The sequence below is a fragment of the Leptospiraceae bacterium genome, assembly GCA_016708435.1.
In the GTDB taxonomy this organism is placed as follows: Bacteria; Spirochaetota; Leptospiria; order Leptospirales; family Leptospiraceae; genus UBA2033.
The window spans coordinates 247,805-269,187 of the sequence record JADJFV010000034.1 but is presented as its reverse complement, the minus strand read 5'-3'; the positions used below and the strand labels follow the sequence as shown (position 1 = coordinate 269,187).

General features: G+C 34.9%; 24 protein-coding genes and 1 pseudogene. 9 read left to right on the top strand and 16 right to left on the bottom strand.

The features are described from left to right. Positions 1-28: 28 nt before the first annotated feature. From IPH52_24015 to IPH52_23980, 8 genes and pseudogenes are all read right to left on the bottom strand, one after another. Positions 29-1,009: a hypothetical protein gene (locus IPH52_24015; GenBank protein MBK7058060.1), complete on the bottom strand. Its 981-nt coding sequence runs from the start codon at positions 1,007-1,009 to the stop codon at positions 29-31. After that, positions 1,006-1,341, bottom strand: coding sequence for a TRL-like family protein (locus tag IPH52_24010; GenBank protein MBK7058059.1), 336 nt, complete (start codon positions 1,339-1,341; stop codon positions 1,006-1,008). The genes IPH52_24015 and IPH52_24010 overlap by 4 nt, the downstream gene beginning before the upstream one ends. Then, positions 1,341-1,652, bottom strand: coding sequence for a TRL-like family protein (locus tag IPH52_24005; protein ID MBK7058058.1), 312 nt, complete (start codon positions 1,650-1,652; stop codon positions 1,341-1,343). Before IPH52_24005 ends, IPH52_24010 begins: the two co-directional genes overlap by 1 nt. Beyond that, on the bottom strand, positions 1,649-2,080 hold the full coding sequence (locus tag IPH52_24000; GenBank protein ID MBK7058057.1) for a TRL-like family protein: 432 nt from the start codon (positions 2,078-2,080) through the stop codon (positions 1,649-1,651). The genes IPH52_24005 and IPH52_24000 overlap by 4 nt, the downstream gene beginning before the upstream one ends. A 115-nt stretch (positions 2,081-2,195) precedes the next feature. Continuing rightward, positions 2,196-3,683 (bottom strand): glycerol kinase GlpK, encoded by a 1,488-nt coding sequence (gene glpK / locus IPH52_23995; protein MBK7058056.1) that lies wholly within the window; start codon positions 3,681-3,683, stop codon positions 2,196-2,198. A 334-nt stretch (positions 3,684-4,017) separates the two neighbouring features. Continuing rightward, complete coding sequence (locus IPH52_23990) at positions 4,018-4,725, bottom strand: lysoplasmalogenase (GenBank protein ID MBK7058055.1); 708 nt, start codon at positions 4,723-4,725, stop codon at positions 4,018-4,020. 550 nt (positions 4,726-5,275) lie between these two features. Then, positions 5,276-8,415, bottom strand: a pseudogene (locus IPH52_23985) (DUF3427 domain-containing protein). A 109-nt stretch (positions 8,416-8,524) separates the two neighbouring features. Next, on the bottom strand, positions 8,525-9,397 hold the full coding sequence (locus IPH52_23980) for a DNA cytosine methyltransferase (GenBank protein MBK7058054.1): 873 nt from the start codon (positions 9,395-9,397) through the stop codon (positions 8,525-8,527). Between the two features lie 480 nt (positions 9,398-9,877). Here IPH52_23980 and IPH52_23975 point away from each other — a divergent pair, with 480 nt between their 5' ends. Further along, positions 9,878-10,123 carry a UPF0175 family protein gene (locus IPH52_23975; GenBank protein MBK7058053.1) on the top strand — a complete coding sequence of 82 codons (246 nt, stop codon included), beginning with the start codon at positions 9,878-9,880 and terminating at the stop codon, positions 10,121-10,123. A gap of 88 nt (positions 10,124-10,211) precedes the next feature. On the opposite strand, the gene IPH52_23970 is transcribed toward IPH52_23975, so the two are convergent. The 3 genes from IPH52_23970 to IPH52_23960 form a co-directional block, all read right to left on the bottom strand. Next, positions 10,212-10,325 carry a HEPN domain-containing protein gene (locus IPH52_23970; protein MBK7058052.1) on the bottom strand — a complete coding sequence of 38 codons (114 nt, stop codon included), beginning with the start codon at positions 10,323-10,325 and terminating at the stop codon, positions 10,212-10,214. Positions 10,326-10,364: 39 nt separating this feature from the next. Continuing rightward, positions 10,365-10,703 (bottom strand): nucleotidyltransferase domain-containing protein, encoded by a 339-nt coding sequence (locus IPH52_23965; GenBank protein ID MBK7058051.1) that lies wholly within the window; start codon positions 10,701-10,703, stop codon positions 10,365-10,367. A gap of 309 nt (positions 10,704-11,012) precedes the next feature. Beyond that, a complete protein-coding gene (locus IPH52_23960) occupies positions 11,013-11,966 on the bottom strand; it encodes an MBL fold metallo-hydrolase (protein ID MBK7058050.1) in 954 nt (317 codons plus the stop codon). Positions 11,967-12,087: 121 nt separating this feature from the next. On the opposite strand from IPH52_23960, the gene IPH52_23955 reads away from it, so the two are divergent. Then, positions 12,088-12,393 (top strand): STAS domain-containing protein, encoded by a 306-nt coding sequence (locus IPH52_23955; protein MBK7058049.1) that lies wholly within the window; start codon positions 12,088-12,090, stop codon positions 12,391-12,393. 13 nt (positions 12,394-12,406) lie between these two features. Here IPH52_23955 and IPH52_23950 read toward each other — a convergent pair whose 3' ends face one another. Then, a complete protein-coding gene (locus IPH52_23950; protein MBK7058048.1) occupies positions 12,407-13,315 on the bottom strand; it encodes a patatin family protein in 909 nt (302 codons plus the stop codon). Between IPH52_23950 and IPH52_23945 the strand changes: the two genes are divergently transcribed. The 4 genes from IPH52_23945 to IPH52_23930 are packed head-to-tail and all read left to right on the top strand — an operon-like array spanning position 13,314 to position 14,874. After that, the gene (locus IPH52_23945; GenBank protein MBK7058047.1) at positions 13,314-13,646 is read left to right on the top strand and encodes a hypothetical protein; all 333 of its coding nucleotides are present in this window, start codon (positions 13,314-13,316) and stop codon (positions 13,644-13,646) included. The two genes, IPH52_23950 and IPH52_23945, sit on opposite strands and share 2 nt — an antisense overlap. A 47-nt stretch (positions 13,647-13,693) precedes the next feature. Beyond that, positions 13,694-14,194, top strand: a complete 501-nt coding sequence (locus IPH52_23940; protein MBK7058046.1) for an Ig-like domain-containing protein — start codon at positions 13,694-13,696, stop codon at positions 14,192-14,194. Position 14,195: 1 nt separating this feature from the next. Beyond that, the gene (locus IPH52_23935; protein ID MBK7058045.1) at positions 14,196-14,486 is read left to right on the top strand and encodes a hypothetical protein; all 291 of its coding nucleotides are present in this window, start codon (positions 14,196-14,198) and stop codon (positions 14,484-14,486) included. Between the two features lie 16 nt (positions 14,487-14,502). After that, entirely contained in the window at positions 14,503-14,874 is a 372-nt protein-coding gene (locus IPH52_23930; GenBank protein ID MBK7058044.1) for a hypothetical protein, read from the top strand. A 184-nt stretch (positions 14,875-15,058) separates the two neighbouring features. Here IPH52_23930 and IPH52_23925 read toward each other — a convergent pair whose 3' ends face one another. Both IPH52_23925 and IPH52_23920 read right to left on the bottom strand, forming a co-directional pair. After that, positions 15,059-16,369 carry an O-antigen ligase family protein gene (locus IPH52_23925; GenBank protein MBK7058043.1) on the bottom strand — a complete coding sequence of 437 codons (1,311 nt, stop codon included), beginning with the start codon at positions 16,367-16,369 and terminating at the stop codon, positions 15,059-15,061. Continuing rightward, positions 16,347-16,667, bottom strand: coding sequence for an Hpt domain-containing protein (locus IPH52_23920; protein ID MBK7058042.1), 321 nt, complete (start codon positions 16,665-16,667; stop codon positions 16,347-16,349). The genes IPH52_23925 and IPH52_23920 overlap by 23 nt, the downstream gene beginning before the upstream one ends. Before the next feature lie 124 nt (positions 16,668-16,791). Here IPH52_23920 and IPH52_23915 point away from each other — a divergent pair, with 124 nt between their 5' ends. The 3 genes from IPH52_23915 to IPH52_23905 are packed head-to-tail and all read left to right on the top strand — an operon-like array spanning position 16,792 to position 19,545. Next, entirely contained in the window at positions 16,792-17,667 is an 876-nt protein-coding gene (locus IPH52_23915) for a hypothetical protein (GenBank protein ID MBK7058041.1), read from the top strand. Continuing rightward, positions 17,667-18,311, top strand: coding sequence for a fructose-6-phosphate aldolase (gene fsa, locus IPH52_23910; GenBank protein MBK7058040.1), 645 nt, complete (start codon positions 17,667-17,669; stop codon positions 18,309-18,311). The genes IPH52_23915 and fsa overlap by 1 nt, the downstream gene beginning before the upstream one ends. Continuing rightward, positions 18,301-19,545, top strand: coding sequence for a hypothetical protein (locus IPH52_23905; GenBank protein ID MBK7058039.1), 1,245 nt, complete (start codon positions 18,301-18,303; stop codon positions 19,543-19,545). Before fsa ends, IPH52_23905 begins: the two co-directional genes overlap by 11 nt. Positions 19,546-19,788: 243 nt before the next feature. Here the strand turns inward: IPH52_23905 and IPH52_23900 are convergent, their stop codons facing one another. Together IPH52_23900 and IPH52_23895 are read right to left on the bottom strand one after the other, a co-directional pair. Then, a complete protein-coding gene (locus tag IPH52_23900; GenBank protein MBK7058038.1) occupies positions 19,789-20,802 on the bottom strand; it encodes a serine/threonine-protein phosphatase in 1,014 nt (337 codons plus the stop codon). A 4-nt stretch (positions 20,803-20,806) separates the two neighbouring features. Beyond that, the gene (locus IPH52_23895; GenBank protein MBK7058037.1) at positions 20,807-21,379 is read right to left on the bottom strand and encodes a hypothetical protein; all 573 of its coding nucleotides are present in this window, start codon (positions 21,377-21,379) and stop codon (positions 20,807-20,809) included. Positions 21,380-21,383: the final 4 nt, after the last annotated feature.

The following is a 21,383-nucleotide window of genomic DNA, read 5'->3' as shown; positions in this document are numbered from 1 at the left end:
TATATTTTTTTCATTTGATTGTATAGAATTAAAAATTAGTGCTAAACTCAACTTCATAACGAATTCCTCTTTCGGGAACCTTCGCATAATTATTAGTATCCACTTTTGACTTAATATTAAAACCGGTTGGTTTTAGTAAGCCTTCATTTGTATAATCTTTCGATTGAACCTTTGACCATTCAACACCGGTAAAATAAGCATGCACTAATTGAATTAAATATAATCCAATCGCTGCACTGTAAAGATTTTGGGATAATTGTCTTTGCGAATCTACTGCACTCATGGCACTATTATAAGAGGCGAAGCTATTTAAAACAAAGGTATTTGAAAATGTAGCAGGAATTCCAAGGCTAGAATATTGATAATTCTTTACAACTACACCATTGAACAAAGCAGTCTTAGCCGCATCCGAGGCAGCGTTGGCTTGGTAATCTACAAGAAAACCGAGTGCGGCAAGAACTAGGATAGAAGTAGAATAGGTGTTACCTGTATAATCCTCTCGCGCATAACGATGACCCCATCCAGGAAATACAGCTGATCTCCAAACTAAATCCCAGGGACTTCGTTTTCTCTGGTAATAGTCTATCATGGCTTCATCCATTCCAAGATATTTTTCTAATCTACGAATTCGAATTTCAGTAGAGGCTAACCGTTTATCCATCATCTTCTTAAATTCTTCATCGCCTGAATTTTGTTTCATCAATTTTTCTTTTTCTTTTTTGAGGTATTCTAATTCATCTTTTAAAACTTGAATCTCTTCGCTCGTAGCTTGTTGCCTGCGTTTATCAGCATCTTCAAATTTTTGCATGACGCTATTGGTAAGCTCTTTATCTACGATGACTTTTTCTGTCTTCTCGTTTACTACTTCTTTGTGCTCAACGGTAACATTGACTGTCCCTGGTTGCTTAGAAATTTCTGTTTTACTCTTTGGTCCTTCTTCTACCACTGACTCTGCAAATGCAAAATTAGAAATGGTAAAAAGTAAAATTAGCAAAAATATTTTTTTCATTCGATATCTCCCCATACAATAATACAATTAGAATAAAACAAAGGACCTAGAATATTAAACGAAGAATAATCTACTACACCTATCTTCGTTATACCGCCCTCTCGAGCTACACTCGCTGCGCTCGCTACTTTCCCATGATAAAAAAAGGCAAATACTATCGAGTTATACGTGCACGACTTCTCCATCTTCATTATACGACCACTTCCCAACTGACTCGTCGTTCTATCCTTATACACATGCTCCGCTGTGTTGTTAAATATAATACCGGGAGAAATCGTCGTTATGCACGAACTCATACTCATTAGGATTAATAATAAAATCATCTTTCGCATCAGTAGGTCGCTCCTGTTATGATCGTGCAGTTGCGAACAAACAACACATGCAAGATCGATATGGTTGAATGATCTATCGTCGCGATTCGTCTAATTCCTACATTGCTTGCTATTTGACCCGCACTTGAATCCCCAACTGAAAATAATCCAAGTAACGTAAACTGACAGCCCTTCGCCTCTGCTAGTATCGGGATCGACGAATCAGGATTAACCTCTCCCGCATATTCATAATTGGTAAATACTAATCCGCCCACAGGACCGGAGGCACAATTAAATAATAATAAAAGTAAAATCATCTGGAGTCTCTTCATCTAGACTCTCCTACTACTATCGTGCAATGTCTATGATAAAAACCACCCAGTATCGCTAACACTTCTTCTTCTATCATACCGATATGATTGATGGCTCCATCTACTTTCGCATCATAGATGCGAGAACTCCCAAAGGCTACTAAGTATAAAAATGAATGAGAGCACGCTCTGCCACTCTTCTCTAATTTTGCCTGACCAGAATACGATACACTCGATCCAAAATGATAGAACACTCCGCCTTTTAATAATACTCCACCCTCTGAATAGGATTCTATCGGATGAGTATTCGGAGACATCGGTATAGGCCATGATCGTAAATTCACACCGGTGCAAGAACTCAATAATATGATTGCACTAACGAACATATATCGAATTAGGTAAAATTGAAAGTGTGTCTTAATAATTTCTGTTGTCTTAAGATTTGACATGTTCCTACACCTTTCAAAAAAGGAAATTTCTAGTAAAGATTTTTTCTTTTGCAATTACGCACTTCAACCAAAAAAATAAACTGAACTGCGTAATTGATTTTGAGGAAACTCTTTGTTAAACGGTCTTTGTTTTCACAATGGCCGTGTTCCATTTTTGAATTTCTTTGGCTCGCATTTCTTCTTTCATGGTAGGCTTAAATTCTTTGAATTTTTTGTTCATCGCTTTTAGACTTTCGACGGAAGAAAAAACTTTAGATTCAAGTCCTGCTAAGTAAGCCGCCCCAAGCACAGTAGTATCCACATTGTCCGGACGTTGGACTTTCTTGCCGATGATGTCAGCCTGGTATTGCATGAGGTATTCGTTGTTAGTCGCTCCCCCATCTACTTTTAAAATCTTTAGAGCTTTACCTGTATCATTTTCCATTGCAGAAACAAGCTCATAAGATTGAAGCGCAATAGACTTAAGAGCGGCTCTCACTATTTGAGCTTGATTCGTATCACGGGTAATACCGTATAATGCGCCACGAGCATTCATATCCCAATGAGGAGCACCAAGTCCAGCAAAGGCAGGAACAAATACAATATCATCTTCGTGCTTGAGCGATTTTACGATTTTAAAAGTATCTTTAGAATCTTTGAAGAATTTCATATAGTCACGTAGCCATTGAATGACAGCACCGCCAATAAATACAGAGCCTTCGAGTGCATAAACAGTATTACCCTCAGGACCACAGGCAAGAGTAGTAATGAGTCCATTCTTAGAAATTTGAAAATCATTTCCGATGTTAAATAATAAGAAGCATCCGGTTCCATAGGTATTTTTTGCTTCTCCTACTTCTGTGCAGAGTTGACCGAAGAGAGCACCCTGTTGATCTCCTACAAGAGCAGTTATGGGGATACCATCGGGTAGCCCCTTAACGCCTTCTGTCTTTCCAAATTCATAGCGAGAAGTGTGAGTTTCGGGTAAAATGGATGCAGGAATATTTAGAATATTTAAAAGATCTACATCCCATTTTTTGTCTTTGATATTATAGATTAAAGTTCTCGAAGCATTTGTATGGTCGGTCATATGAGACTTACCCTTTGTGAGTTTATACAATAGCCAGGTATCAATTGTGCCAAATAGCAATTCGCCTCTATTTGCTTTATCGCGAGCCCCACCAACATTATCTAAAATCCATTTTATTTTTGTGCCACTAAAATAAGCATCTAAGACAAGACCTGTTCTATTTCTAAAATCAGATTCCAACCCTTTTGCTTTTAAATCAGTGCAAATTTCTGAAGTTCTTCTGCATTGCCAGACGATAGCGTTATATACCGGTTTGCCGGTCTTTTTATCAAATAGAACAGTTGTTTCGCGTTGATTAGTGATACCAATGCAAATAGCATTTTTAGGATTGAGTTTTCCTTTCTTAATCGCCTGAAGGATTAATTTTTCTGTCTTTTGCCAGATTTCAAGAGCGTTGTGCTCCACCCATCCTGCTTTTGGAAAAATCTGTTTGAACTCTTCGTAAGCAACCGAAATCACCTTCCCCTTCGTATCAAAACAAAATGTCCTAATTCCTGTAGTCCCCGCATCAATCCCAATGATATAATTCTTCACATCTATCTCCTATCAGACAATTTCTAAGAAATAAATGCGGCGATGCACTCTGAATGTAAAGAAGAAAAAACTTTTTGTTTGTTTAATCTATTTGCCACAGAGGCACGGAGAGAGAGATAAAAAATTTAGATTGCTTACCCCTGCCACCTCGAACTTGCTAAACCAAATATCGCGATTAAGCGCAAAGTGGAGGAATCGAGAGGTCTATTTGACAAAAATAGTATAGATGAATCTAAGTCTATGTTTGCAATATAGACCTTGCGAAGGCTAAGGGCGCGACTAAGCGAAGGGTGGAACGATAAAGCTGTTCGAGGTGACAGGGGTAATTCCCTCTTCACTTAATGATATCGTGCGTGCCCCCATTCCCTTTACTTAATGTAAAAGACTTAAAAAGTAAATATTGAGCCAAGTAATAAGTAATCATGATTAAGACAGTAGAATTTGGAATCGCTATATGAGCAAGCTGAGAGAAACCAATGATAGAATCGGAGATGATAAATAGAATTGCACCGGAAATTCCAACCCACAAAGACTTAGAATCGGAATTTCTAGAAGCAATTCGCCAGCCCATGGTAGTCAAAGCAAATCCATAAATAAAAACAGGAATTTTCATTTCAGGTGCTATTAGAGGAAATAAAAAATATCCAAGGACACCACCGAGTAAATAAAATGGAATAGATCGAACCAGATGAAGAGAAGAACTGCGGCTAAAGGCAAATATATAAAAAAGATGAGCTATTAAAAAAGAAATTAATCCAGCAATAAATAGAGTAAACGGCTCACTCAATACGGTATCACCTACGGTAGAAAAAAGAAGTCCATAAAGAAAAAGTCTCTGCCCCTTCTCTAAGCTTCCGTAATTCTTCCCGACTAAATAAATTAATACAAACATCGGCAGAAGTTTTGTAGTTAAGGTTAATCCCCATTCTCCGCGAAAGAAGATAAGAGTCAATATATGTAAAAAAACAAGCGGAATAAAAAATTGGATTAGTCTCATACTTGTAGTATCGGAAAATTGTTTCTTTGTCGTGAGATGTTTCACGGTCATTTCGAACATAGTTTATCAGTAGAACTTTTCACTCTACGCAGTGGTCGATGTGAGAAATCTATCTGGCAATACAACTATTTTAGTTCGTTTAGATTACAACCTATTAGAACGATAGAAAGAAAATGAGTTGATTAGAATATAATATGATATACTAGTTTCTAAAAGGCATTACGATGTCTAATATGCAGAGGGAAATAAATGGAATCTATTGATATTTACTTTTGGCTCAGTTTCTTTTTTAGTTTTTCATTTGGTTTTTATATGATTATTCAAATTATTGCACGAATGTCAGCGAGAAGGGCAAAACAGTAGTTGCCACTATTTCTAATGCAGCAACACTATTAAGCTTTTATCTTTATTTGAAATCAAAAGACTAATCCTTTAAATACTCACATCTACTAGCCAATAAACATTCTTTACATACCGGTTTCTTAGTCTTACATACTTTGCGGGTAAAGTCGAGTAACCCGTAATTGAATTTTTTGAGGTTTTTCTTAGGTGTAACTTTTTCTGCTAATTCTCTAAACCATTTTTGTCTGCGGGTTTAACCTACAGCCATTTTTGCGGAATCTTTCCAGAGATAGGCGGGCATTGGTGTTTTTAATTCCCAAGTAATGCTCATTGGTTTGGAACCAGTATGCTTTTGGTATATGCCTTCTCCAATAAAAACATAAGACATTGTAATGCCGAATTCATCTGCATTGCGCTCTCGAACAAAGAGTAAAATCTTTTTGCCAAGTTTTACGTGGTTAATATAAGATAACCCCTTTCCTCTATCTTCACTAGTAGAATTCTGAGATTGCCAATGAAATAAAGTATCGCTTATCGCATAATCTTGATACATTGTTGTTGGAGAAAAATCTTTTTCTGATTTAATCAAATCAATAAATAAAATTTCCGTATTCAACTCTTTATTCTCCGCAACTCCTTCTCTATTGGAAGATTTCTTTTCAAAACTACTAAAGCCAAAAGCGGCTAATATCTGTTCTCTTGTATACCTTCCATGAATTTTTAAAGGTTGAGAGTAAGGTAATTGATTCTCTATTTCTAAAAAGTCAATTTTATCTAAAAGAATTTCCATTATCTCTTGAATTTCTTCCATTAGAACTTTATTTTTTCCAATTGTCCGAATGCTCTCTTCCAAGGAATCAAATCCACTCGCGTTCTGCCATACATCATAGTGAAGCAGTAAACAAAAAATCTTTTCTTCTTCAGAAAGGGATTTGAATTCAATGAAAAAATTCTTATTTGCTAATTCTAAAATAAACTTAAAATACGAATTCGAAACACTAGAAAGCCATTTCTTACTTATAGCTCTATAAATTTCTAACTCATTCTCTTGCGGATAATCTTCTATTTGCTCTGCCAGCACACAAAGACGCTTCCAGTTTCCTCTTTTATAAATATACTGTATTGGTATATGATAGAAGTTGATAAAATTTTTTAAGGTAAGTGGCAAGGTAGTTTGGTATTTGTAATTTCGTATTTTATTTAATAGCTGGTTTTTATTTAGATTCGTTGCTTGCTTAATATTTTGAATGATAAAATCTTTTGCCTTTCTCTCTAAAATAATTGTGCAGCCAAGTGGAAGATGCGGAAAATCATCCTCTATTTCTTTTTGGATAGATGTATTCGTCTTACCAATAAGTGCTCTAAACTTTCCTTCAAAGTCATATTCTGGTCTAGAATTTCCTACAAAATCTAAAACGGTTAAACAATCCTTACCCTCTGCTAAACGTAAACCTCGTCCTAGCTGTTGTAAAAATATCGTTAGACTCTCAGTTGGTCGTAGAAATAAAACAGTATCAATGTCAGGAATATCAATTCCTTCATTAAATATATCTACTACAAATAAATAATTGATTTCTTTTCTAAGAAATTTTTTTCTTAACTCTTCTCTTTCATCACTTCGCGAACTTACTAAATAGTCAGCCTTGAATCCAGCAAGAGTAAACTTCTCAGCCATATACTCCGCATGCTCTTGGGAAACACAAAAGCATAGAGCACGAACTTCCTTTATATCTCGCAAATATTTCTCCAGACCAGAGATAATATCCCCAACTCTTTTATCGTTTTGTGTATAAAGTTTCGTAAGTTCACTTGGAAGGTATCTTCCATTTTTCCACTCTACATTCGACAAATCGATATTATCCGTAATCCCAAAATACTGAAATGGACAAAGTAGTTTTCTATTTAAAGCTTCTGGCAATCGAATTTCAGCGGCAATTGTATTACAAAAATCTTTAAGAATATCCTCTCCGTCCATTCTTTCCGGTGTAGCAGTTAGTCCTAATAATACTTTGGGTTTAAATCTACTCAGTATGGGACGATAGCTATTAGCCGCAATATGATGCACTTCATCTACAATGATGAAGTCATAAAATGACTCAGACAGATTTAAAGAATTGATTCGATTATTCAATGTCTGAACAGAAGCAAATACGGAGTCATACTTTTCAGGCTCGATTCCATCCACAAAAAGCTCTCCAAAATTATTATCTTTGAGGATTCCTTGGAAGGTGGCTCTTGCTTGTTCTAAAATTTCTTTTCTATGAGCGATAAATAATAGTTTTGCGTTAGAATTTTTTGCTATAAAGCTTTTAAAATCAAAAGCAGAGATAACAGTTTTCCGGTTCCAGTCGCAGCTACAATTAGGTTTTTATAACGATCGTGAACTTGTCTTTCTGTTTGTAGCTTCTCTAATATTTCTTCCTGAAAAGGAAAAGGTCTTAAATCAAAATACGAAAGAGAATTGTTTTTATCTGAACTTTTTTCTTTTTTGAGTGCTAGTCTTAATTTTTCGGAATTCTCTCCTATTTTAAATAATTCAAACTCTTTGTCTTGCCAATAGGTATCAAATGTTTTTTGAAACTTGTCTATGATATGACTTACTTCTCTCGTGGTAATTTTCATATTCCACTCAAGTCCATTCGTTAATGCAGAGCGAGAAAGATTCGATGATCCTATATATCCAGTATGAAATCCTGTTTCTCTAAAAAATAAATAAGCTTTTGCATGTAGTCTTTCGTTATCTGTATTATAAGAAATTTTTACTTCTGTGTTTTTTAGACCTGCTAAATATTCTACTGCTTTTAAGTCCGTTGCACCCATATAAGAAGTTGTAATAATCTTTAATTGACCACCTCTATCGGTAAACTCTTGTAATTCTCTTTCAAAGATTCGAATGCCAGTCCATTTAATAAAAGAAACAAGGAAATGAATTTTGTCCGAAGATAATATTTCTTTTTTGATTTCACTCTCAAGCGAAATACCAGCGTTATTTCCTGTAAAAAGCTCACTTTGCGACAAACGAGTGTAAGGCGTAATTTCCTTCAGATGTTTTTCAAAATCAGAAAATCTAGCATCTACTTTCGAGAAGATTGCCGAAAGGATTTTTCCTTCTGTCGCTATAATGTCTTCTTCAAAACTTTCTTCTTGCAATTCCGATTTTAAAAGTAAAATGATTTTATTGGAAAGTTTAATTTGCTCTTCTAGACTCTCTTCTCCAGAAATTTGGCTGAGTGCAATTTTTATAATCTCAGTCAAATGTTGCGAAAGAACTCTTGCTGCCTCTGCTCTATCAATTGGATTCTCTTTGATATAAAATATGTTTTTATCTAAGGCATTGATTTTAGTATAAATCAATTTATCAATGAGTTTTTCGTATAGACCTTGTTGCAACATTCGAATAATCTGCTTTTCAATAGGACATATCCTACTGAATTTACTTTAATCTTTGTGTCGATTATAAATTAATATTCGTTTTCAAATTTCTTTTAATTTCCATTTTAAATCATCTCCCAAAATACCTCTTAATCTCTCGCCCAATCCATTCGCCAAACACAACCGGAACACCGTTACCAATTTGTTTATACACTTGCGAATCGTTGCCAGCAAATTGAAACCAATCAGGAACACCTTGGAGTCTTGCATACTCGGTTGTGGTATATGGACGTAAGCCTTTCGAATGAAATTTATCTTTGACTAAACGAGTGCCTCTATCTTTGGAATAATGGGCAACACAAGTTGGAGCGATATCATCTTTATCAGGATCAGAGATGATTGGCAAATCCCTGTATTTCCCTTCTAGACGAGAGTATACATAATTTGGAATTTTAATATCTGGATTTTTTTCTAGAATGTCTTTTAGTTTGATTCTATTTGTTGATTCAGGCTCACGCCATAGAAAGTATTTACGGGAACCAATTAGAATTAATCTATCTCTTCGTTGCGGAAGAAATTTTTCTGTTTGCACGGGACAAAAAACGGAAACATAGTAATCGGGCAACTTACTCATAGCCTCCATTACGACTGGAAACTTTTTCATCCCGGGGACATTTTCTACCACATAGACTTCTGGTCTCTGCATCGCAATATGACGGAAGAAATGCAAAAATAAATCATCTCCTGTTCTTGTCCCATGTAGATTTGCGGCTGTTGAATATTTTGTGCAAGGATAAGTGGCAACCATTACATCTGACTTTATCTCATCGAAGACTAACTTTTTTGTGATATCACACTCTTTGACTTCATGCGTAAAATTTTTTCTTTGAGTCTCACAACAAATTGAATCAATTTCAAAACTTTGCTTAATCTCTAAGCCTGCAAGCGAGAGACCAATATCAAATAACCCCGCTCCCGAAAAATACGAATTAACCGCTATCATAATATCTCCACTGTTAAGTAAGTATAGCAGGACGTACAGACAAAATAGAATAAATTATGAATTTTGACTTTACTGAAATAGTTTTAACCTCGCTCTAAATAATATCAATTCGATTTAAAGACAGGAAACAATATCAGCAGAATAAACAATCCGTCATTCTAGAAACCTGCACTGAGTCTGCCGAATGTGCTCCTCCCTTTTGCTGCGCTTACACGACAACCAAGCGATTTCGGTAATTTGTAGTTTTTGAGATTCCCGATAGAAAATTTCGGGAATGACAGAAAAAGCTATCCCTACTCCAACTCTTCCATTCATAATTCATCATTCAAAATTAACCATTATCCCCAACCCTCTGTGCCTCAGTGCCTCTGTGGCAAAAAATCCCCGCTCACTATCATAGGATCTCCATCTTCCATGACAAATTTCTTAGTTGACTAACTTATTATTACATACTTAAATGTATACAGAAGGAGAAAAAGCATGGTTTTAAAAATCGCAGATCAATATATACAAAATACATTTCTCGCAGAAGCAAATTTAAAACTAGAATTTGCTATATACCTTTATGAGAAAGATATTCTAACTTTAGAACAAGCAAGCAAACTTGCTGAAATTAGTTATTTAGATTTCCAGAAAGAATTAGGAAATAGAAATATCTCCATTCATTACGACGAAGAAGAATTAGAAAAAGATTTAGAAACCTTAAAATTCCTAGATCAAGCTTAATGATTGTTATCTCCGATACTTCTCCTTTCATTGCCTTATTAAATATTACACACTCTCTAAGGTAAGAGAATTATACCTAATTGAAAAATTAAATTAATCCCATTACTATATCTTCAGCCCAATTTAAAACAGCAGATGCCAACTGAATTGCTTCCTTGTATTCATCTTCTGTAATCTCTTCATAGTCTCCCGGATAACGCATACTAACCGCATAATCAGTCAACTTAGTTGCGCATTATCCTCATTTGCCATACAGAAGAATTCCATCCTTTAATGCATTTGAATAGATACGATATGAATTATTTCGGTTTTTTTCGAGGATAGAAGGAGTTGCTACAACAAAATCACAAGGAACAGATTTACTTTCGACTTCCTGGTATAGTTTTTGAGCTGTTTTTCTACGATGTTGATTTTCAGGAACTAATACTAGAAAATCTAAATCACTATTTGCTTTATTATCTCCTCGCGAAGTAGAGCCAAATAAATAAATAGATATTGGTTGAGCTGATTTTACTATCTGTTCAACTATTCCTTTTATCAATGGATCATTCGTTATTAGTATACTTTTTGCTAGATTCATAAATTATTTAGTTCAGTTTTATTTATACTTTATACTGTATTCTTTAGAAATCTAGTCAACATTTAAATTATTGTTAGGAAGATTGAAAACTTGCATCCCGGATAAAAAGCCTAATGATTGTTATCTCCGACACAACTAATAGTAACCATTACCTACTTGTCCATATCTCAAGAATACTATCAAAGATACTATGAATGATACTCTCAAAGATACTTAAAAAAAATCCTAAGTATCAATGAGAGTATATTTGATAGTATTCTTGACAGCAACATTCAGTTATCCGCTACTAAAAGCCTTCGCGTAATTAAACTATATTTCTATCTCAAGACCTTCATAAGCCATGATAATATCGAGTGCATTGTTTTTATCAAACATTTCTTTGTAATTGAGAGCGCGGAGATAGACTGCATCTAGTTTGTCATCATCATAAGATGGATCATGGTGAAACATTACGAGTTGTTTTACGCCAGCTTTGAGAGCAATATCTGTTGCGATAGATGCAGAGCTATGACCCCAGTCGATTTTCTTTAAGGACTCATCAAATGTGTATTGGGTATCAAATACTAATACATCTGCCCCACGAAAATATTCGATATAAAGATCAATATTTTCCATTTCATCAATATTAAACTCTGCGTCAGACGCAAAGATGAACGTTTTATCGCCTTCTGTCATCTTATAGGAATAACTTCCACCCGGATGACGCACTGATTTGGAAAGAAGGGAAATATTATCAATTTGAACTGTATCCCCTTCTTGCACAAAAGAATAATTCTTTGTTGCAGATAACGCTTCGTAAGGAACAGGGAAATGAGTATTTCGGTGCTGGTATTTGATACGTTCTTCTAACCCGTCGATAGAGGTATAAAAATCAAAACGATTCCCGGGAATATAAAGCGGAACAAAAAATGGAATCCCCTGTAGATGATCCCAGTGTGTATGAGTAAATATCCAATTCGCCCTGCCTTTTCCCTCAAGGAATCCTTCCATTAAAATCGAATTACCCAACTCTCTCAATCCGGTTCCACCATCTATAATAAAAAGATTATTCTTTGAATCACGAATTTCCAGACAAGTTGTGTTTCCACCGTAAGTATTAAGGATAGAAAAATTCAATGTATCTAGAAAGCTTTTAATTGAATCCTGACTTTGAATGTCTGCAGGAGTTGCCATTGCAAGGATTTTCTCGACTTTAGCCTTAATTGCCTTGCCTGAACTAGGAGAGGCAATAGAGCCTCGGACGCCCCAAAATTTAATTTTCATGAGTGAATGAATGCAAATCCATGAATAGATTGCAAGATAAATTATATATAAAAAAATGTTTTTTTATAGATAAATTCCTTGCAACATAGGAACGATATAGTAAGAGTAAGAAAGAGGAATTATGTTTAAATCAGAAGTCGAAGTAGTCAACGGTGTATGTACAATCTCCTTAAACGGAAATATTAGCTTAAAAAATGCTATCCAGCTTAAAGAGCTAATCATGAAACAGGTAGATAATGGTATTTTGGATATAGTATTGGATTTTGGTGAAAATGTATATATTGATTCATCCGGTATTGGAGCCATCTTTAATTCACAAAAATACGTGAATGAAAAGAATGGAATTCTAAAGATTAAGAATATTGGACACGAAACGATGACTATCCTCAAGATTGCAAATCTGGATAAGCATCTTAATATTATATAATAGCTTTGTTCAATTACTTATGGGATTTAGCTCGTCGCTTGTTTTTATGATTGAACATGCGATAGGCGACTTCCCAACCATGATTCACAGTCTGTATTAAAGATTTTTTATTTGTCGTAGTCAGACCTATATCTATCTTATGTTCTGGTTCTAGTATTTTTATTTTTATTCCGCGCGGTGGGTTATTTATAATAGCCTTTGCTTCGTTGTACGCTAAGTGGTGTTTTTCTCGCAAGAACTTAGCTACATTTGGTAGCGTTGGAAACGAAAGAAAACTTACTATTTTTCCAACAGGCATAGAGAAATGGTCTCTTGATTTATTTAATACGACTGTTATATCCCTATAGCCTGCTGCAATTACTGCCTTGATAGGAATCGGATCCATTACTCCCCCATCCGTATACAGTTTTTGTCCCAGCCATTCTTTGCCTCTCGTGGCTATCGGCAGGGAAGTCGCTGCTTTTAATAATTGCAGTATATTATCCTTACTCGCTCTTACATATTCAGGAAGCAGAGTATTCAGATTAGACACCACAACGTAAAATGGAACTGTAGATTCTTTGTGCAAGATTTCAGCTCGAAGTCTATACTTCTCACCTAGAAGATAGTCAATTAAATACTTTTGATCCAGTGGTTTTTTTCCCTTTAAAAAATTCATCAGGGAAATGAATTTGGAGCCATCTAATTCATTTTTCCAAATATCTAGAATCGTTTGCTTGGAAAATGGTTTATGCTCTTCTTCAATCGTATAATATGCAAGAGAACACGAACCAGCCGACACTCCAATTACCAAATCGAAATTATCCGCTGGGTGGTATTTGCACATAGCAGAAAGCACACCGCCCGCAAAGGCTCCGCGCATTCCGCCACCTTCTACAATTAAAGCCTTTGCTGATTTATCTTTATTAAATGGTAAATTCATGACTGTATTAAAATTGCTTTCTTCCATTCCCGCAAACTATCCGATTTTGAAAATGGAAAAACTAAAAAAAAGAAATTCCTTGCATACCGCAATCTTTTCCAGAAAGAGATTATCAATCAAATCAATAGGATTTTTCTGTGATTCTTCCGAAAAGAAAGAAAGACAAAAAACTCATTCGGTCTTTTTATGGAGAAAATTTTTTAATTTAGAAAAATCAGAAATTATTTTCAGTCTATCCCTAAAGTATGCAGTAGACAGACAATGGAAATATATTCCCATACGAAATACAAATCAGCTAATAGAAAACTATTTATTTTTTTTATCTATGTAAGTGTAATAAAAGTAAAGAATCAAAAGTTAATACAAGAGAGGTTTATTATGAAATTCATTAAAAATATTTTAGTAATCAATATATTACTATTTTTTATTGGTTGCACGGCATGGCCTGCACTTATCCCAGTTCCACCCGGAAAGAAAAAAACATCCGTTTATCCTATTCCCCTTCCAGGTCAAACCACATCGACTGTAGCAGCAGTTCGAATTGCAGATGATAAACTTGCAGCGCTAGCAAATATAAAAATGGCTCCTACAAATACAAAGCAACTAAAAGCAATTGATAAGACAGGAAAGGAAATCGCAACGGGTATCACTTGGAAAACGAGCGATGGAACAATTGCAGGCGTAGATCCTGCCTCCGGACTAGTTACGGCAGTAAAAGTGGGTGATGTTATTATCACCGCCACTGAAACTTCCTCTTCTAGTGCTGGAACATTGAACATTTCTATTACAGCGACGGGCGCATCCATACTAGCCTTTGATGGAAAAGAATTTAAAGAGTTAAGTTATATCCCTGGACAACAAACAAGCGAGGCGAAATAAGATGAAACAATTACTTATTTTAACAATGTTACTTTTATTTTCTATGAATTGTCACCATGCGAGAGTTAGACTCGATAATGAGAGCGGCGGAACAAAAGGCGAAGTAAAAACACTACAGCATAAGTTTTGGTTAGGCGGATTCTTTCCTAGAAAAGTAGAAGTGGATGCAACACAGATTTGCCCATCCGGAGTATATGAAATTGATCAATACTATACATGGAAAGATGCTGTTCTAACTCAATTAACACTTGGTATCTATGTTCCAAGAACTTTAAAGATTACTTGCAATTAACCAAAAGGAGGTTCTTATGAATAGTGCAATCAAAGTTTTACTTACACTCTCTCTTCTAGTCTCAATCGGCTGCGGAAAGACAATCATCAAGGTGAATAATCCAACTAGAGTCATTGAAGCCAAAGAAGCTGCTGACTATAATAAAAGATATTTTAGTAATTTTGACGGATTACAAGAATACTCAAGACCGGTTACTCCGAATAAACCGCAAACTTTTAGAAGCACATGGTTTACAACTAAAACGGAAAAAGAGAAGCATGTAACGCCTGTATGTCCTAATAATGTAGATACAGTTGTAATTTATCCTGATTGGATAGATTCAGTTATTCATGGCTTCCTAGGCGGAATCACTTCTAGCCGAAGTGTCCTGGTTTATTGTAGTAAATAGTGTGTGGTTTATCTGTTCGAAATTACAATGTCATTTCGAACAGACAAAGGCGAGGAATGCGAAAGCGCAAAACTGGAAATTTGTGAGAAATCTATCTGGCAATACAACGATAGTATTAAGCTGGATAGACCTCTCACGATGAAACTATTCGAGGTGACAGTTTACGGACTGTATAGATTACAAATTATACGTTAGTAGTCATTCCCCGGTTTAATTTCAGATGAAAGAATCCGAGTAGATACCAAAACACTATTACGACTTCATCGTCTTGAAAGTAACATTGAAAAAGTCCTGCAAAGAAAAAACCTACAAGCCCATAAAACAAAATGCTATCTTTTCTAGTTAGTCTGCCTTTCAGTAAAGAATATCCAATCACCGAACCAAGTAAAACATAAAGAAGCATTGCCGGCAAACCCGCAATAGCCGCAAGATGTAAAAAATCATTATGTGCATGACCTCTCTGCGTTACTTCAAAAAAGAAAAGCAACTCCTTATATTCTTCACTCAATTTTTTGCGGTTGATCTCTACTTGCTTGCCATAATTTCCGGGACCTACACCTAAAAGTGGATTTTCTTGAATCATTGGAAATGTAGAAGACCAGATAAAAGTTCTACCGGAGTCTGTATGCTTTTCTTGACCTAGAAGTGGTTGAATGGTCTTAGCCATTGTTTCATTAAAAAAAAGTAGTCCAAGAATAAGTCCAACTCCAACAAGAAAAATACCAAGATACTTAATACTTTTTTTTAATGAAAAGTATTTCTGAATAAAAAGCAAATCTACAAAGCCAATGAAAATAGCAATAGAGGCTCCAAGTAAAGCAGAGCGAGCATTATTCAATAAAGCAATCATTCCAAATAAAATTAAAATGGAAAAATTAAATAATATGTTTTTCTTTTCTCGAATGGAAAATAAAAATCTAAAAAACACAAATGGTGCGAATAGTAGGAATATGCCAGCATATGTCAAATGTGTATTCATAAGACCAATTGGTAAATGAATTCCAATTCCAAGTAAATTTCCATAATGGTGAGCGAATTTCCAATTAGGAGAAGGCTTAAATAAGTCAGAGACTAATCGAGAAAGCCTTATTGGACTAAAGATAGAAAAAAATCCAGTGATAAGAAGAACAATCAGTAAAATCCAAAACGCCTTCTCTACTTTTGCAATTTCTTCTTCGGTTTTTAAATTTTGAACTATTAAAAAGGCAGAAAATAATAATACATCTTTTAGTTCGCTTCCCTTGATGGCACCAATATATGACAATTCACCGCCAGTAGCAAAATGAAAAAAAAAGGATAAAAAGTAGAACCCGAATACACCAAAGGATAAGACAGATATCGCTGTTAGACGAATAGACTCTTTGCCCTTCGTAAAAAAAAATAGGATGAAAGTAAGAAACAAGAATAACTGGCTGAGGGAAACAGATATTGCACAGGAGATAATTGCTATTTGAAGAAATACAAGAAATATTTTATTCATCCTCTCTGAATTCAATTTTAATGCTCCTCATATAGTTTTTCAATTCTTGTAAACATTTTAAGATTAGTTCATTTTTTCCTTCTTTCGCAAACCCTTCAATTAAAAGCCCTATATCCGAAATATAGCGAAACCCGTAAGCACCTCCGTGCCCTTTCATTTTATGTGCTTCACTTTTTACTTCCACTAGATTGTTGGATTTTACTAAGCCTTCAATATATTCAATAGAGCTATTCATCGAATCAATGTATTCGGGGATTAAATCCTCTAAATCTTTGGAAATTTCTACTAAAATCTCTGCTTTTGAATCAGTCATATTTGACAACAATTTGAGAGTCTACAGGCAATTAAATCATTTTTCCAAAAAATCTTTGGTCATTTCTCTATATATTTTCATTTTTACTGTATACGATTTGTCGTAATTCTCCGATAAATCTACTATGAAAAACTTACTTATTTCCCTAATCCTTTTTTGCGTACTTTCCATTTGGGCTGAACCAACAAATGAGCCTGCTAAAGACAAACCAGCAATCGATCAATCTAAGATAGCCGTAAGTGTTCCGGGACCTGGTGGAGGTCTAGGAGATTCAGCGTGGGGAAATTCGTTCGAAGGAATACGAGATCAAATTAACAAGATTCGTCAAAACCCAGATGTCAAAGAAAAAATTGAAATTATCAATGAGCAAAAGGATAAAACCTTACTTATAAAAAGAAACAATATCACCTACCTATACAGATTCTACAAAAAGCCAAGAATCTTAGAAAAATTCAACAAAAGCAAAGAAGATGAAGGAAAAAGCTCTTCTTTATTTTCTGTTGGAGTTTATTTCAGTCCAGTAGAAAGCTTGAAATTAAAAAAGCAAGTTGAGGATAAATACGGTAAGCCAACTAAAGAGCCACAAGCACAAATTCCAAAGGATAAATTCTCAAAGCCAGATGACGAAAATGAATCCTCTGATGAAAACCAAGACGATAAAAAAATTGCCGGAGCTTATACTTGGACTTTCAAAAGAGCTGGCTCTTATACTGAATCTAGCGAGCCACCAACGTCTGCAGCAGCAAGCGCTTCTGCTCCACCGAAAGGCGGTAAATCAGAATTTATCATTCAATGGGTAGAGCCTTATAATAAGAAGGCTTTCAGCAAAAGAATGGATTATTTTAGCGTAGATAGAACTGATTTGATAAATATTGATTATAAGGACTATTTTTCAGCAAGGGAAACAGATGTATTGTTAGATTTGGTAAATGAAGGTGTCTATTCTGAAAAGGATCAAAATAAAGAGGTAACTCCTTCTACACCTCCAGTGAAACAATAATGAAATTATTCTTAGATACAGCCGACACAACAGAGATTTCTAAAATTGCTGACTTAGGTCTACTCGATGGAGTTACAACGAATCCGAGTATCATTGCAGCCAGCAAAAGAAAGTTCAAAGAAGTTATAAAAGAAATTTGTAATATTACGAATGGACCAGTAAGTGCAGAGGTAATTGCAATAGATTATGCCGGAATGCTTGCTGAAGCACTCGATCTTTCTGAAATCGCAGAGAATGTAGTGATTAAGATTCCTCTCATCCCGGAAGGAATTAAATGCGTATCAGAGCTTTCCAAGAGAAACATCAAAACAAATGTCACACTTTGCTTCTCTGCACCACAAGCCTTGTTAGCCGCTAAAGTCGGGGCTACTTATATTTCTCCCTTCATCGGTAGGCTTGATGATATTTCTTTTAATGGTTTGGATTTAATTTCGGAAATAAGAACGATTTACGATAATTACAGCTTTGAAACGAAGATACTTGCTGCTTCTATTCGTCATCCGATTCATTTTAAAGAAGTTGCATTGGAAGGAGCAGATGCGGTGACTCTTCCTTATTCTACATTTCAAATGCTTTTCAAACATCCGTTAACGGATCTAGGACTTTCTAAGTTCTTGGAAGACGCAAAGAAAATTGTGCATTAAGAAGGGACTGCTTTTAGTATTTATTTATCTTTGCGTTTGGTTTACGTTAACTGAGACCAAAGTATTCAATCAAACAGATTCCCTCTGGAGTGTCTACACTACAATTAGTCTTGTGAGGGAAGGAAACATTGACTTAGACGAATATGCAAGTTTATTTCCAAAGGCATTTCATGCAAATCTTACAACTTACAATGGTCATACCTATAATTATTATCCATACGGAGTCAGCTTACTCGCAGCACCACATATTTGGATTTTAAACCAGTGGTATGCATGGAAAGGAAAGAATCTATCTGATAAAGTAATTGCTTCTTCTACTATCGGATTAGAAAAAAATATTTCTTCTTCTCTGCTTAGCCTATCAGCCTGTATATTCTTTTTAATTTCCTTGCATCTGACCAATTCAATGGTCAAATCTCTAGAGACTGTGTTTATCTTTTCTTTTTGCACACTTGTATTTTCTACCATATCAAGAGGCTTATGGCAACACTCAGGGAGCATACTTCTACTTAGCCTAACACTTTATGGTTTTCTAAGTGAAAAAAAACAATGGATTATTCTATCTGCCCTCCCCTTATTTTTTTCTTATGTAGTTCGACCAACGAACCTATTACCAATTGTCTTCTTTAGTCTAATTGCCATTTACCGCTTAAAGCTCAAATCAGTATTTTTCTTAGGACAGGGATTTCTTGTGTTGAGTATTTTCTTTTATATAAACTTCCTTCTCTTCGGAAGTATTGTGCATCCCTACTACGACTTTCGCAAAGTTAGTGGCAGTGATAGTTTTTATGAAGCGTTAGTTGCTAATCTATTCAGTCCTGGACGTGGATTATTTATATACTCCCCTATTTTTATATTTAGCATTTATGGAATCTATCTAAAGAAGAAAATGGAGAAACTTTCGGTTTTGGACTATGCTATATTTTCAATTGTCATCCTACATTGGATTCTAGTTTCCAGGAATTTAAATTGGTGGGGAGGACACTCATATGGATATAGACTATTATCCGATACAATCCCTTTTTTCATTTATTATCTTATTTTTTCAGTTCAATATATAGATAAAAGGACAATCCTGTATGGATTTTTGCTTTTTACCTTGCTAATTTCTTTCTACATAAATTTTAAAGGCGCTCAGTATATGGAAACGTATTTATGGAATCTTGTGCCGGATAATATTGATACTAATTCTGCTCGAAACTGGAATTGGAAAGATTTTCCTTTCCTAAGATAGACGTAACTACTCAGCATAATGCTTTGCCACTGAGACACTGAGACACTGAGAAATGTCGAGAGAGTCTTCTTCAAAAAAATTTGTTTGTTTTCGTAATTCAGGCTACTAATATTCAGTTAAAACTCGATTTTTTTTTATTAGCTCTATTTCACATGATGCACATGAATTAAATTGGCACGATTCCATAATCCTCCGTGACTCTGTGCCTTTGTGGCAAAAAATTCTGAGTAGATACCGATAGACTTACTTCTTTCGTATAATAAGAATTGTCATATCATCATCAATGTTCTTTGTTCCTGCAAACTCTCGAACTGAATCAAATAATCTTTTAGCAAATTGAGGAAAATTACTCTTATCTTCTGTTTTAATAAACTCGTATAAACGATAACCAAAATACTTTCGCTCTTTGTTTCTCTGTTCAAATAAACCATCTGTAAAACAAAAAAGAATATCTCCCTTGTCCATAGTAAATGACCTATCCTCATGATCTTCTTTTGAATTAGAGTGAAATGCATTCGATACTTCGATCCCTATAAAATGTCCGCTCGTTTCAATAATCTCAATATCTTTCTTATCCGCTCTATACAAAAGAAAATTAGGATGCAGCCCATAGTGCTGAAATTTTCCATTTGGATCTGCTTTCAATAATCCCAGGGAGGCATAGCTATTTACAGGAATAGGATAACTTTGGATTCTCTCCTTTAAGACTTGATTCATCATTGCATTCATCTCTTTCGGAGTCTTAGCTAAATTGACTAGATAGTTCATTTGATTTAATATCATCATACTGAATAGATGAGAGTTTAAATCATGACCGGAGGCATCCCCAACAGCAAACCAATAGTTTCCTTCTCTGTCACGCGCATGATTGATAATATCTCCACCCAGATACGTTGCCGGTTGTAGTTTTCCGAATACTTCAAAGTTTTCATCATTTAGATTGAGTGGAAAGACAAAAGTTTGAAGGTTCAAGTTTACAAAATCTAAAGAATGACTCTCGCTTGTATGAAAGTAATTCAATAAATCTAAAAGACTCTTCAAATATTTAAGCTCAGGGAAATTCAAAAGGAAAAAGGCTATAATGCAAATAAAATTATAACAAAGCCAGAATATACTATGACCTATCTTGATAAAATTCATTTGATCAAGGAAAAAAACGAGTATGAGCGAAAAAAATAATAGAATACTATTCTTTAAAATAATTGTATATTTACGCTGTTTGTAGACGCTAAATGGATTCGTCATCTTATTTCTCAATTTCCTAGATAGTAAGCATGAGACTGAAATTCTTTGAAAGCATATATTTTAATATACTGAAAAAAGTAGAATTTTTTTCATCATACGGTATAAAAACTCCGTCTTTGACTCCAAAATCTTTCTCATTGTAGCCCATATCATAAATCATCGGAATAATCAGATTTCCCTCAAGATAATAATAATATAGCAATGCCGAATCTACTTCTTTACTTTCTTTTTTTTTTAATTCTTCTCCCTGCCATTCTATTTGCTCAATTTGCTTGGTTTCAAGAAGAATCCAATTCTTATGAGTTCTAAAGGTCCCTTTTCCTTCTACCTTACGTCGAATTGATGTTTTACCTATCAAATCCTCAGATTCATAAATTTTTACAAATGTTTGATCTTGCCTTAGATGAATCTTTTCTGACCACCAATTCTTGTGCCAAGAAGAATTTATAGGCGAGCGGGGATTTGTTTTCTTTTGCCATAAACCGTAGAAATTATGTGTAGATACTTCCCTTTCGCCAGGCAGACTACGATACCACTGTCTTTGACAACCAATAAATAACAAGGCGAAACATACAAATAGCCTGCTCATCTTC